We start from the raw sequence: 14174 nt of genomic DNA, 5'->3' as shown, positions 1-14174 counted from the left end.
ATAACTTCTTCTATTTCAAAATACAGAATTTTGAAATGCAGGGGGATAATATTGGATATAGAAACCCAATTATCAAAGAAATACGGTATTTCTAGAGAAGAACTGATAAGGGCAATTGAACGTGAAATTAAATTGATAGAATCTAAAGGAAGCGGAGGAAGAAAAAATAGGATAAAGCTTGTAGAGACAGAATTCGTTAAGAGACACTTTATTAGCCCTAAAAACGCTGAAAAATTCCTCAAAGAAGCAAAAAAGCGTATTTCCACAACTTCTTTTTGGAGATTAAGAAGAAATCTTGAGAAAAAAGGTATATTGGTAGATCCAGATGGGAACTTGATAGAATAACTTAATAATTAATAATTAATATTTATTATATAATAACTATTAATTAGTAACTTTTATCAATCATTTTGGGCCTATTTATATACCATCTCTAGATTCTCTTTTTTAGTCTAATTAGCCTACTCAAAACAGTGAAAAATATGCTCTTTTCAGGCCAAAACATTTATAAATAATCATAATAGTTAATAACTAATACATATAAGTTAATAGTTAATATCTATTAAATAATATATAATAGGTGATATCTTGGAATCTATTGCCATATACAATCAGAAAGGTGGAACAGGAAAAACTACTACCACTATAAACTTAGGGCATGCTCTTGCCCTTACAGGGAAAAAAGTACTAATAATAGATATAGATGATCAGGGAAATGATGCAGAATGCCTAGGGGTAAAATTTACCAAAAGTATTTATCATTTACTAAAGGACGAAGAACCTTTTGAAGAATGTATTACAAACGCTAGAAAAAATTTGGATTTGTTGCCTTCAGATGAAACTATATCTCAAGTGGCCTTAGAAATGGTAGGTTGGAGAAATAGAGAGAACGCTTTAAAGAAACGCCTTGAAGGTATTAATTATGATTATGTTCTAATTGACTGCCAAACTGGATTAGGTATACTAAATGAAAACGCCCTTAATTTCTGCCAAAAGCTGCTTGTACCTGTATCAATGGAGTATCTTTCTGTAAAAGGTCTTTTTAAAGTTGATAAACTGATTTATGATTTAAGAGAAGATTTTCAGAAAAACTTGAAGATAGACCTTATTGTTCCAACATTTGTCGATGAAAGGGTAAAAAGAACTAAAGAATATATTGAATTCTTTGAGAGCATGGACCACTTTAAGGATAGCATAAGTCCATATATTCGAATAGATACTAAATTATCTGAAAGTTTTGCTCACGGAAAGACAATATTTGAGTACTCTTTGAACTCAAGAGGAGCCTATGATTATATTCAATTATGTAAAAGAGTGTTGGAGGGAATTTGATGGCCTTAACCGAGGGATTAAAGAATGATTTGGAGAAGGAAATACAGAGAAGAGTAATTCTCACTAAAGAGGAAATTGATCACGAAAAAGAAAAAAAAGAGATAATGACTCAACGTTTTACCCATCAAGATGCAGATAAACCCCAATATAAAAAGAAAAAAGTGATAAAAAGTTTTTCCTTGGACGAAGAGCTTGTTAATGCTCTTGACACATTAATAAAAGACAAATTAGGCATCCCGAGATCAATCAAAATTTCTTTGAACACTGGGGAAAGAAGCTCAACAGTTGAAGAAGCAATAAAAGAATATATTGATAGAAGGGATCCTGCACTTTTAAAATAGATTATTAAATAATATATAATAATTAATAATTAATAGATATTACTTATTAATTAATAAATATTATATCTGTAACCTTTTTATTCTCTCCTTTTCAGAGATTACGGACCCCGTATCCTCATCAACACATTGAACAATTCCATCTATAATTACTGTTTTAATTTCTCCTTTTGCAGGATTAAAACCTTTCAAGTTTTCTGCGTCCATTAGGCCTATTTTGACTGCTTCATACAATGTGTTTGGATTTGTCAAGGCGTCTTGACTATCATCAAGTGACTTTATCGTTTCTAGAATCAATTTAGTATCTTTGAGTATCTTTTCCTTTCTTTTTATTATTTTTTTGTTATCTTCTATCCCAGGCAACCCTTTCAGACAATTTTTTATTACACCTTTGGTAATCTTTGAGCTTTCAACTATAACTTCTGGCGTTGCAACATTATAGGCTTCAGAATATCCGACAACATGAACAATATGTGGCTTCAAATACATACCAATCGTTACTGATGAAGCAAGCTCCCCTTTAGCTACATTTTCATCAACAGAAAGGGAGGCAAGTCCTGTTCTTATCATCCTTAGAATAGTAAAATCTTTATCTGATAATTCTGATATTATATCTATTTTTGCGAGCATTTTTGCTAAATCCATCTCAAGAGATATCTCCGGGGGAACATTCATCATAAACTGCTGGACATAATTCCTAACTCCCAATTTCTTTGCATTGTAAGTTGCGATATAAGCAGAGGCAACTTCAATCTGGTCGGAAGTTTTTCTAAGGGCCCATTGATGGGAATCATTAATTTCAATTGGCACATTATTTTCTGCGTGCCATTTTATAGTTTTTTGATTCTCACTGATTGCACTTACTAAATCCCTCTTAGATCTCCCATCCAGTTCTGAATACCAAAAAAGAGGTATTGCCCCCCACGCATTATTTATTGTCTCTTTTAACATAGCCCCCCATTTTATCAAGTCATTTGTGCCCGCATAACATCTCAAAAGAGGAAAGTTACCTATTCTTGAAGCTTCATAAATAGACTCTAGATCTTCTTTTTTTCTTAGAGGTACCCCTCCACCACCCTCAAATTCTTTACAAATATTTTCTTGATTAAAAAAACATTCTTGAGCGATTTGGTCTGGCCCTATAGATATAATATCAACTGTTTTACTTTCTGCAATCTCTTTAACACCTTCAATCGTTTTTTCAAGAGACGGTAGTCCGAAATGATGTCTTATTAGGGGAAATGGATAAAATTTTTCAATTCTTTCATAGAGATTTTGGGAGTATTCTAAAGGGTCATATTCTTTCTTTCTTCCAAATATCTTATCGAGAATCTCGTTTTGAGTTTCTATTCCTTTAAAAACTCCCTCAAATATTTGAACTTCTTCTGCTATTTCACACACTGCAGGTGTTCCTCCAAAGAAAAATCTTGATTTAATGTGATTTTCTCTAATAGAACTTTTCAACTTATTGAATAATATTTTAGCAGTTTCTGGCTCAAGCCTGTAACTTAGACCTACAATATCGGGGGTTTTTTCTATAATTATCTCAATGAGTGCGTCTATGTCAATGCAAACCCCAATAAATTCTGTGTCAATATTATTCTTATTCAACAAACTCTCAAAATTTTTAATCCCTTGCACGTGTATGCAGTTACCTATGGTTGCGAGAATAGCCTTCATACTATCTCCCCGGCCATAAGTCTCTTTATAGTTTTTAAATCAAAATTCATAATCCCCATATGATCTACAGTTCGCCCTTCACTCCAAAAATCTCTTTCCTGTTGGTAACATGCTATGTTGACAAGTGAATCAATGCACTTTGTTTCCACGCCAAACTTTTTACCTAATGAAGACATTGGAACAAGACTCATTGGAACATCTTCTAGAATGTACCTGTGGTGGATAGTTGAAGGGGCCATTACACCTTTATATGCAGGCGTAGTTTGGACTGATTCATAAAGATCCAAACCAGTTGAGCCATAAGAGAAATAAAGCCAGTCTTTCAATGAAGGCACTCTTATCCCCACAGCTTCTGCAATTTTTATTCTTTCCTTATCCACATGCTCTAATACTTTAGCAACACCGGGTGAAATTCCCTCAAGATAATATTCAAAATTACCGTGATTAGACTCAACCCACCCAGTATTTAGGAGCATCACACCCGGGTGAAACATAACTGCAACGTTTCCTAAACTTGTATGAAGAACGTCTGATGTGGGTGTAAACTGTGGAAATGCCATCCTTAATTTTTTAATAAGTTCTGGATTTTTATATGATCTAACAGCTGAAACTGGAACTGACCTTTTTATATCAAATATCCTAACTTTGTGCACGCCTAGTTTTCTTGCAACGAATAGAAATGTCTGGGCCTCAGCAAAAATAATATCTTCTCTTACTTTTCCCTGCTTTCTAAATATATTGTATAGCTCTAAAGCTCCACCAGTTCTACCTGGATTTAGAACAATAGTCTGACCTGGCTTTACATACTTTACTAGTTTTTCTCCAATTTCTTTGTGGCCATTAGCAGGCACGACTACCATTATTATATCTACATCTTCAATTGATTTCTGAAAATCTGTATCTATTTTATTTAATTCTCCAAATCCTTCAATTTTACCTTCAACCTCAATGCCACCTGCATTGGCCAATGCCTCCATTTTTTCTTTGTCTCTAGTCCATATATTAACAGAAAAACCATAAACAGCAAGATATCCTGCCATTGCAAGACCACCATTTCCAGCACCTATTACACAAAAAGAGGGCTTATTCCCCGTTGCATGTTTTATTTTTTCCATTATTTCATCTCTCAATTTATCAACCATCAAAATACACCTCGAGAGTATTTCTAATTTATAAAAATAGAATCCTTATTGATTTAGGAAGCTTGGATTTAAATAATTAATGGGACCGCCGAGATTTGAACTCAGGTTTCTGGCTCCCGAAGCCAAAAGGATGGGCCAAGCTACCCCACGGTCCCCTAACTTTATAAAAATCAATATTATTAAAATATTTCGTTTATTCAAGCACTGAATGCATTTTTTTCAGGTCTTCTTCTTTCCTATTGGTCCTTTCCATCAGAGACCCAATTAACCCTTCAAAGAATAAAAATGTAGAGACTTCAAAAAGCGTGCCTAAAGGAGCAAATGAAGGCACCTCATTATGGAATCCCTTCTGGACGAATCTTGCAGGGTCTGTTCTATGTTTAGCATCTATTATTATTGATTTGGTGGATTTTTTTGCTAATCTAGAATTTTTATTAGAGGTAATTCCAATTAGATTTCCTTTAATTGTCATAGCTATTTGTGATGCCAAACAAACACTTTTTGTTTCTCCGGAGTTAGATATTGCAATAAGTAAGTCTCCTTCTTCCATCGACGGAGTTATAGTTTCTCCCACAACATAAACCTTGAAACCTATCTGCATAAGTCTCATAGCAAAGGCTTTTCCCACAAGGCCACTTCTACCCGCACCAACAATAAATATTTTATTTGCTTTCAAAATCTCAGATATTACTTCTTCTATAGTATTCTCATCAATCTCTTCCATAACAGAACTTATTTCAGATATTATGTTCCTTACAGAGGATTTTACATTCATTATTTTTCACCCATTGCTTTTACAAGCCCATAAAATGTTGGGGCTACCGCCTCTACCCTTGATTTAAATTCAGGATGGAATTGAGTTCCTAGGAAGAACGGATGGTCTTTTATTTCTAGAACTTCCATAAGGCCATTTGGGGATCTTCCTGAAAATATAAGGCGCTTATCTTTTAGAAGCGCATCTATATAATCCCTGTTAACTTCGTATCTGTGTCTATGCCTTTCGTAAATCTTATCAGTCTTGTACAATGAATAGATCATAGAGTTTTTATCAAGAAGAATTTCTGAAGCGCCAAGCCTCATAGTCCCACCTTTAGATGAAATCTTCTTTTGCTCAGGCAGTAAATCAATGACAGGGTGTTCCGTATCACAAACTTCAGTTGTATTTGCATTTTTAAGGCCACAGACATTTCTAGCGTATTCTATGACGGCAAGCTGGAAACCAAGACATATGCCTAAATAGGGGATATCGTTTTCCCTAGCATATTTTATTACATTTATTTTGCCCTCTACACCCCTTGATCCAAATCCTCCAGGAACTAAAACACCATCGAATTTGTCTAGTTCATCTGATATCTTTTTATTTTCAAACTCCTCTGCCTCGATCCAAGATATATTTGTTTTATAACAGGTTTTAAATGAAGCGTGCTTTAGTGCCTGGGAAATACTGAGGTAAGAATCATGGAGGTCGGCATACTTACCTACAATCGCAAGATTGACATCTTTTTTATAATCTTTGCAAAGAATTGATTTCCACAGCGTAAGATTTGGTTTCCCGTCCATTTTAAATTGATCTAAAATTTTTTGCCCTATCTTCTCTCCATTAAAAATAAGAGGGATATAATGAATATCTTCAACATCAGGAGCGCTGATAACATGATCAACTCTCACATTTGTAAAAAGTGCAATTTTTTCTTTTGATTTTTCATTTAACTTTTCAACACTTCTGCAGACAATTATATGTGGGCTAATTCCGACTTCCCTTAGCGCTTTTACCGAGTGTTGAGTGGGCTTTGTCTTTGGCTCTCCGACAACACTTAGGTTCGGTACAAGTGTAACATGGATAAAAACAACGTCTTCTTCAATGGAAAGCTGTCTTAAAGCTTCAAGGAAGGGCATACTCTCGATATCTCCGACTGTTCCTCCAACTTCAATAACAGTTACATCATGACCTTTTGCAACATTCCTTATTCCAGCTTTTATTTCATCAGTGATGTGGGGGATAATCTGAACTGTTTTGCCAAGATAGTCACCCTTTCTTTCCTTTTCAATGACTTTAAGATATACTTTCCCTGTCGTGATATTATGTGCTTTGGTCAGATGTATATTAAGAAATCTTTCGTAATTTCCAAGATCTAGGTCTACCTCTCCTCCATCATCCAAAACAAAAACTTCTCCGTGCTCAAAAGGAGACATAGTTCCCGCATCAACATTAACATATGGGTCAATTTTAACAACGGTAACTTTGTGTCCCATTGATTGAATTATTTTGGATATAGAGGCGGTAGTCACACCCTTTCCCAGACCAGAAATAACTCCTCCGGTAACTACCACATATCTCATAGAAAGAGTTTAAATTTATTCCTTATATAGGTTTTTGTAATTGATATACGGGAAATAATTTTAATATCTATAAAATAAAAAATAAAATTATAAAGCTGGTGCGTTCATAGCTACAAGAGATAATTCTCCATCGGTCATATTCTTTAGTTTATGTTTTCTGCCCATTGGAAATATTACCATGTCACCAGGGCCGAGATCCGCATAGTTATCTTCACTATCCATCCAGACTCTTACTTTTCCCTTTATGACATAATAGGCTTGATCTGCACTTGCATGATCATGCCAGTCTGCCCAACCACCCTTTTTAAAATCAGACCTCAGGACAGACATAGTTCCAGTTGGCTCACCTTTCTTAAAATACCAACGAGAATCACAGTCAAAATGCAAGTTTGGAGTAAATATTGTCGTATCCTTCTCATATTTTACTATCATTCCCATAATTTACCTCCTTTAAGGAACAATGGTAGTCCCTGTTATTCCTTTTAGAGCATCTTCTGCCTTGTTAAGGGACGTAATAACGGCTTTCTTTCCCTTGGCTTCTTCTATGAATCTTATACATGCCAAGACTTTTGGCCCCATACTACCTGCAAGGAAGTGGCCCTCTTTCATATACTTTTTAGCTTCTGCAACAGTCATTTTGTTAACTGGTTTCTGATCCGGCTTCCCAAAATTCAAATAGGCGACTTCAACATCTGTAAGTACTAAAAAGATATCAGCTTCAACAGCCTCTGCAAGTCTCTCTCCGGCCTTATCTTTATCAATTACACCATCAATTCCCATTAAAATGCCATTTTTGTCCTCTACAACAGGTACCCCACCGCCACCTGATGCAATAACAATAACATTACTATCCACAAGTTTTTTAATCGCTACAGCTTCTGCAGGCCGTACTGGGTCTGGGGAGGGAACGACTCTCCTATATGGTTTATCCCCTGTAGGCTTTACTTTTTTTATCACGTGCCCTTTCATCTTCTTATCAATATGTTCTTGGCCTGGTTTTGGATCAATTACATATCCTGTTTCAGCAGCAATTCTTTTCGCCTCTGTTTCTGAGAAAAAATTACCAACAGGTTTTGAAGGGTCTTGGAAATCAGGGTCATCTTTGGATACAACTACTTGCGTAACAACAGTAGCAACTGGGATGTTCATCTTTTTCATCTTCATCATATTCTGAAGAGTCTGTTGTATCATATACCCAATCTGTCCCTGAGTCATGGCGCCTACAGCATCCATTGGCATTGGGGGGACAATAGCTACAGCAGCGTCCTGTTGAACCATTAAATTTCCTGATTGTGGACCATTACCATGTGTGATTACAACTTCGTATCCATCCTTTATTAATTTTAAAATAGCTTCACAAGCAATTTCGACGTTTCTAAACTGCTCTTCATGAGTTCCTTTTTCTTGAGCTTGTTTTATGGCGTTTCCACCAAGTGCAACAACAATAGTTTCTATAAAATCACCTTTTCCTATTTAAAAATAAAATAAAATATTAAATTATACTCTTCCGCCCAATACAGCTGCTAGAACACCCTTCTGTACGTGCAATCTGTTTTCTGCTTCGTCAATTACGATACTTCTTGGACCGTCAATAACTTCAGGTGTGACTTCCCATCCGTCTTTGACATCAGCAGGTAGACAGTGCATGTAGTAAGCATTGTTTGTCTTTTTCATCCTGTCGGCATTACATGTCCAGGATTTTTCGACTTCATACTTCTTGAGCAACGACATGATCTTTTCTTCGTCAGGTTTCTTTGTTGGGTCCTTCAATGTTGGAAGATGGTTAATACTTGTCCAACCTTTTGGATAGACAACATCTGCACCTTCAAATGCTTCATCCATATCGTGGACGATTTCAAAAGTTCTTCCACATTCTTCTGCGTTTTCTTTAGCGTTTTTAAGAATTCTTTCATCAAGAGGGAACTCTTTCGGATATGCTACGGTAACATCCATATCATATCTTGTCATAAGTTCAATATTGGAATGTGCGACGGCCAGGGGTTTCCATGGACTTGGGGCTGTTGCCCAGCTCATGACAAATTTCTTGCCCTTTAAATTGTGAGGGCCGAATTTTTCTCTTAAAGTCATAAGGTCACACAACGCTTGGTGCGGGTGGTACATATCACAATCCATATCTAGAACAGGTATAGAACAATATTTTGCAAAGTTTCTAATCATCTGGTTTCCAGCACCATAGACCATATTTACTGGCTTACCAAATACCCTAATAGCCAATCCCTCTCCATATCTGTCAAGAACTTGGGCTGTATCTTTTACTCTTTCTCTTCCAGGGGCTGATTCTAAAGCATCAATTGGTGTGTAGGATGCTGAAGAGTCCAAGAACTGGGCATGACCTCCCAATTGGGTCATTCCTACTTCAAAAGAATTTCTTGTTCTAAGAGAGGAGTTGTAGAACATCATAAAGAGTGTTTTTCTATCGAGAATCTGGGGCATGTGGCCACAGGCCCACATCTCTTTCAATCTGTCGGCAATTGCGAGGACTGTATCAAGTCCTTCTTTAGTCCATTCTTGAGTAGATATCATATCTTTTCCGGCTAACTTAGTTGCAGGACATACCATTTAAATTCCTCCATTTTCCTAACATGCTTTTGAAAATGGCATGTTGGACATCTTAATATAGTAATTGTTCTATTTAAGTCTTTCGTTCAATCCTGATTATATATTTAAAAAAGTAATTAATAATCGATATTTTATATTAAAAGCAATTTAAATTTACTAAAAACGATAATTAATGATTTTATATCATCATTTGTTTAACTAACTAGAATGTTCTTTACGGCTCTACATTTTTCCTCATATTTTTTGAGTAATAGTAAACGTAATATACCAAACTAGAGTATATAATCATTAAGAGATGATTTGATGTTTGTTCTTATTATTGAATATATTGCATGGACAATTGGGTTAATAGGCATATCTGTAATTGTCTACGGTAGTTTACTATCAATCATCAAATTTTTAAAAATTGAACTAAAAAGATTAAAGGCCAATATTTCTCTAAAAGACACTGATATACTTAGAGTAACACTTGGAACTTACTTACTACTGGGATTGGAGTTTCTTATCGCTGCCGATATAATTAGAACTATATTGAAGCCAAGCTTACAAGAAGTTGCAATCTTAGGTGCAATAGTTGCTATCAGGACTGTAATAAACTACTTTCTAGACATTGAGATTGATGAGGCGCAACGCCATAATCATAATACAAAAATTAAAATGTAGATAAAAAAAATTAAAATAATAATTATTTAAGCTACAACAGTGACTCTGCAATGAGCATATTGAGCTACGTCTTCTGCTGCATTCCCCATAACAATCTTTCTGATTCCAGTAAGTCCTGTCTTTCCAACAATTATCTGATCGCAATTTTCTTCTTCGGCTACTTGTATGATTGTATCTACAGTTTTTCCTAGTTTCATCATAGTCTTTGTCTTTACTTTATATTTTTCTGCATATTTGGCCATTTCTTTAAGGAGATTGCTACCTCTCTTGCAAACTGGATCTTCAATCATACAGCTTAGCTGTTCTTCAAAAAATGGAGAATATCTCTTAATATCATCTGTACCTTTAATTTTATCTTCCCACTCAGGTTGAAATCTGTCCATAGCTTCATAAGAAGTATTGAACTTACCTGCGTCAATTACATGGAGTAACATTATGCTAGCTCCAGTTTTACCAGATACCCAACCTGCATAGTCTAAGGCTTTCTGCGAAGCATTAGATCCATCCACAGGTACCAATATTTTTTTAATTAGCTCTTCAGCCATAATCTCACCATTATCTTAATCGTTATTTCAATTTATAAGTTTTTCGGTTATCCTAACTTTATTAGAATATGCTAATACATGATCATTATATTTTTATTAATACTAAACTATAGCTTACCTAAATCAAATAGAGACGATTAATTTGGCCTTAAAATTAACAAATTCTCTATAACCCAAAACCCAATAGAAATGATGCGGGGGAAGGACACGTTTATTTATTCCCAGTGCGTTAGGATAATGTATATATCACAAATGCCTATTCTCAATTTATGGGAATTTACAAAGAAAAGGTTTTGCTTTCGAAAGAAGAGGGGCGTTTGATTAATTCAGACATAACTGACTCCAATATTAATACAATTAGAGAGTTCAAAAGCTACCTGATTGCGGGCAGAATAGGCATCCTAAGGACTCTCCGCTATATGATAGATTTGAGGCTCATATGCCAGAGATACAAGGACAAGGACTTTGCAGCATGGAACTCCAAGGATATAATCGAGGTCATGGAAAAGGTCGAGATTGAGGACATCTCTGACTCATCCAAGAATGAGTACAGGAGGACATTGAGGAAGTTCTTCAAGTGGTTGAAAGGGGAAGACTGGCCTGAACTAAAAGCCCTAAAAGGAGAGAAAAAGCACTCAAGAAAGCCACAGATCCTCTCGAGGGAGGAGGTACTAAAGCTGATTGAATCAGCAACAAATCTCCGGGACAAGGCGGCAATTGCATTGCTTTATGACTGTGGCCTTAGAATTGGTGAGCTTGCATCAATCACCTTCAAAGACCTGACATTTAACGACTATGGCGGAAAGGTAAAGGTAAGGGGAAAAACTGGAGAGCGATTGGTTCCGTTTGTTATGGCTGAGCCCTACATAAAAAACTGGATTCAGATTCACCCCAACGTCCATCCTAACGAATCGCTTTTTGTCGGAACTGGGAACAAGAACTTTGGGAAGCCCCTCTTCTATGAATCATACAAGAACATGCTAAAAAGAGCAATAAATAACTCCAAAATTGAGAAGAAAGTAACGCCGCATATTCTAAGGCACACCAGGGCAACTCACCTGGCATCAAAATTGACCGAGTCTGAAATGTGCCACTATCTTGGATGGCAGCTTGGATCTGAGATGCCCAAGGTCTATGTTCACCTTTCCGGGAGGGACATCGATAAGGCCATCTACAGCAAGGTTTATGGCATTAAAACTGAGGAGTCCATGGACGATGGAAACATAAGGCCAGTAGTATGCCCGAGGTGCAGGGAGAACTGCGGCCCGACATCAGAGTACTGCTATAGATGCGGTATGCCATTAAAAGAAGAGAAAGTATTTGAGATGGAGAAGAAGAACAGGATACTGAGAGAAGAGTTCATCAACGAAACAATGGAGGACAGTGCAAAACTACATACTTTCAAGAAGATTATGGAGCTAATTGAAGCAATTGACTCAGACTCAGAAATAAAAAATGAGTTCAGGAATATGGCGGGCAAGGTAAAATAAGGGATAGTGCCGGGGGTTATTGCTCGTTGATTTTAATTATTTCCTTTCTTATTAAAGGATCCTTTAACATCTCCAGCTTCTATTAAAAGATAGGGCCATTTCGTTTAATGGAACTGGCCATAAAATTAGTGGCAAACGCCTTAGCCGAGTTAGGCGAAATACTTAAAAGGAATAAAAATTCATATTCTGCTAACAATAATGGTGACTAATTATGAATAAAAAAATAACAGCTGTTTTACTAGTTAGTATATTTCTAACGTCTTTCGGAGCGGTTCTTGCCGCAGATGGAGATTTAAAATGGGCCTACGAAACAGAAGATTACGTCTATGCTCCCCCTGCAATTGGTGCAGACGGGACAATCTATGTCGGAGACGGCGACGGATACTTTTATGCGATAACTCCAAGCGGTACTTTGAAGTGGAGATATGAAACTGGAGACTACATTACAGGTGCACCGGCAATAGCTCCTGACGGCACTATATACATAGGATCTCAAGATTATTCTCTGTATGCACTGACACCAAGCGGATCGTTAAAATGGACTTACGACACTGGAGACTATATCTGCTCTTCCCCTGCAATTGATTCAGACGGCACAATCTACTTTATCAGCCATAACGGTTACTTCTATGCTCTGACGCCTAGCGGTACTTTGAAGTGGAGATATGACATAGGTAGTGATGATTATGCCCACTCATCACCTGCAATCGGCGCAGACGGCACAATCTATGTTGGTAGCTATGACGGTAATCTTTACGCATTAACACGAAGTGGGGCATTGAAATGGACTTATGACATCGACACTGATTATGCTAGGTCATCCCCTGCTGTTGCAGCAGACGGAACGATATACATCGGAAGCACAGATTATTACCTTTACGCAATAACTCCAAGCGGTGATTTGAAGTGGAGATATGAAACAGATGACGGTATTAATCGTTCATCTCCTGCAATAGGTGCCGACGGAACAATATACGTTGGGAGCTCAGACGATTACCTTTATGCGATAACTCCAAGCGGTGATTTGAAGTGGAGATTTGAAACAGACGGTAGTATTCCATCCTCTCCTGCAATCGGTGCAGACGGTATAATCTATATAGGGAGCCAAGACGGATACCTTTATGCAATAAGCCCAAATGGCAGCGGTGATCGTACCGATTATAAGTGGCGATATTACATTGGATCGGGTAGGTCATCACCTTCAATAGGAGAAGACGGGACAATCTACATAGGGAGTAACGACTACAATCTTTATGCAATTCAAAGCAGTTCAAGATGGACATATGCGACATACCAGCAATCAATGAGCGCATATGCAAACTCCAACTGGCCAAAACATGGTCAGAACAATTACAACCTTTACAGGGCAATAAAAATAGCTCCAAAATCCCTCCCAATAGACAGATTCTTGAAGATACTAGATGAGAACAGGTGCAAGAATCACCCCGATGCCGAAGGGTGCGAAGTTAAATAAATTTATTTTTTCTTTTCTATTCTTTTCTTAATTTGATTAAAAGTTTTTTAAACTCTAATCCCTCCTTATAATTAATCCTAAATACATCTTCCCACTAGGATAGCGATAATATACCTGGCCCTAAAATTAAGGCCATGAGCAACAACTTGACGCAAACTAAACTTGAACTTTTTTATAGGATGCAGGTCCAGAAGACCATACCCGAGTATGTGAGCATCAGGAAGATGAAGGTGCACGACAGGTGCATAAGAATAGTATCGACACGGGACCGTTGCGGCACTATAGTCTGCCCACACGTCAAGAGATCACATGTCAGCAGATCATTCTCATACATCAGGTGCAACTATCAAGACAATTCAAAAAAACAAAGCCCTGGCCCCTGCTACATATGTCCCGTGAAAAAGATCAAAGGCACTTGGGTGCCAGTGAGGACTGAATGCCGGGATACGGAATGGCATGTGATGCCGAACAACAAGTTCTGGAACTGGCAGAAGGAATAAAATATTATTTTTTTGTATATTTCAAGCCGCCATAAATTAGTATTATCCCTATTACAATATTCAAAAAAGAACTATTCCTTAATGATTGAT

General features: G+C 36.8%; 15 protein-coding genes and 1 tRNA gene. 7 read left to right on the top strand and 9 right to left on the bottom strand.

The annotated features are described in order from the left end of the window. Positions 1-51: 51 nt before the first annotated feature. The 3 genes from PLI06_03670 (at position 52) to PLI06_03660 (ending at position 1673) form a co-directional block, all read left to right on the top strand. Positions 52-345, top strand: coding sequence for a hypothetical protein (locus tag PLI06_03670; GenBank protein HOI76693.1), 294 nt, complete (start codon positions 52-54; stop codon positions 343-345). Positions 346-588: 243 nt separating this feature from the next. After that, positions 589-1332: a ParA family protein gene (locus tag PLI06_03665; GenBank protein HOI76692.1), complete on the top strand. Its 744-nt coding sequence runs from the start codon at positions 589-591 to the stop codon at positions 1330-1332. After that, the gene (locus PLI06_03660) at positions 1332-1673 is read left to right on the top strand and encodes a hypothetical protein (protein ID HOI76691.1); all 342 of its coding nucleotides are present in this window, start codon (positions 1332-1334) and stop codon (positions 1671-1673) included. Before PLI06_03665 ends, PLI06_03660 begins: the two co-directional genes overlap by 1 nt. A 60-nt stretch (positions 1674-1733) precedes the next feature. Here the strand turns inward: PLI06_03660 and PLI06_03655 are convergent, their stop codons facing one another. The 8 genes from PLI06_03655 to PLI06_03620 form a co-directional block, all read right to left on the bottom strand. After that, a complete protein-coding gene (locus PLI06_03655) occupies positions 1734-3350 on the bottom strand; it encodes a cobalamin B12-binding domain-containing protein (protein ID HOI76690.1) in 1617 nt (538 codons plus the stop codon). Further along, complete coding sequence (locus tag PLI06_03650) at positions 3347-4492, bottom strand: NAD/NADP octopine/nopaline dehydrogenase family protein (GenBank protein ID HOI76689.1); 1146 nt, start codon at positions 4490-4492, stop codon at positions 3347-3349. Before PLI06_03650 ends, PLI06_03655 begins: the two co-directional genes overlap by 4 nt. Positions 4493-4572: 80 nt before the next feature. After that, a tRNA-Pro gene (locus tag PLI06_03645) sits at positions 4573-4647 on the bottom strand. Positions 4648-4685: 38 nt separating this feature from the next. Then, positions 4686-5267 carry a 6-phospho-3-hexuloisomerase gene (gene hxlB / locus PLI06_03640; protein ID HOI76688.1) on the bottom strand — a complete coding sequence of 194 codons (582 nt, stop codon included), beginning with the start codon at positions 5265-5267 and terminating at the stop codon, positions 4686-4688. Next, positions 5267-6832: a CTP synthase (glutamine hydrolyzing) gene (pyrG, locus tag PLI06_03635; protein HOI76687.1), complete on the bottom strand. Its 1566-nt coding sequence runs from the start codon at positions 6830-6832 to the stop codon at positions 5267-5269. The genes hxlB and pyrG overlap by 1 nt, the downstream gene beginning before the upstream one ends. A gap of 87 nt (positions 6833-6919) precedes the next feature. Continuing rightward, positions 6920-7270 (bottom strand): cupin domain-containing protein, encoded by a 351-nt coding sequence (locus PLI06_03630; protein HOI76686.1) that lies wholly within the window; start codon positions 7268-7270, stop codon positions 6920-6922. A gap of 12 nt (positions 7271-7282) precedes the next feature. Beyond that, the gene (gene arcC, locus PLI06_03625) at positions 7283-8287 is read right to left on the bottom strand and encodes a carbamate kinase (protein HOI76685.1); all 1005 of its coding nucleotides are present in this window, start codon (positions 8285-8287) and stop codon (positions 7283-7285) included. Between the two features lie 42 nt (positions 8288-8329). Next, complete coding sequence (locus tag PLI06_03620) at positions 8330-9412, bottom strand: ornithine carbamoyltransferase (protein ID HOI76684.1); 1083 nt, start codon at positions 9410-9412, stop codon at positions 8330-8332. Between the two features lie 303 nt (positions 9413-9715). Here PLI06_03620 and PLI06_03615 point away from each other — a divergent pair, with 303 nt between their 5' ends. After that, a complete protein-coding gene (locus tag PLI06_03615) occupies positions 9716-10075 on the top strand; it encodes a DUF1622 domain-containing protein (protein ID HOI76683.1) in 360 nt (119 codons plus the stop codon). Between the two features lie 26 nt (positions 10076-10101). On the opposite strand, the gene PLI06_03610 is transcribed toward PLI06_03615, so the two are convergent. Continuing rightward, positions 10102-10620, bottom strand: a complete 519-nt coding sequence (locus tag PLI06_03610; protein ID HOI76682.1) for a universal stress protein — start codon at positions 10618-10620, stop codon at positions 10102-10104. 269 nt (positions 10621-10889) lie between these two features. Here PLI06_03610 and PLI06_03605 point away from each other — a divergent pair, with 269 nt between their 5' ends. The 3 genes from PLI06_03605 (at position 10890) to PLI06_03595 (ending at position 14084) form a co-directional block, all read left to right on the top strand. Then, on the top strand, positions 10890-12110 hold the full coding sequence (locus PLI06_03605; GenBank protein ID HOI76681.1) for a tyrosine-type recombinase/integrase: 1221 nt from the start codon (positions 10890-10892) through the stop codon (positions 12108-12110). A gap of 211 nt (positions 12111-12321) precedes the next feature. Further along, on the top strand, positions 12322-13584 hold the full coding sequence (locus tag PLI06_03600; GenBank protein ID HOI76680.1) for a PQQ-binding-like beta-propeller repeat protein: 1263 nt from the start codon (positions 12322-12324) through the stop codon (positions 13582-13584). 230 nt (positions 13585-13814) lie between these two features. Next, on the top strand, positions 13815-14084 hold the full coding sequence (locus PLI06_03595; protein HOI76679.1) for a hypothetical protein: 270 nt from the start codon (positions 13815-13817) through the stop codon (positions 14082-14084). Positions 14085-14174: the final 90 nt, after the last annotated feature.

Origin of the sequence: Methanofastidiosum sp., assembly GCA_035362715.1 — an archaeon.
GTDB lineage: Archaea > Methanobacteriota_B > Thermococci > Methanofastidiosales > Methanofastidiosaceae > Methanofastidiosum.
This window is presented reverse-complemented; position numbering and strand designations above follow the sequence as displayed.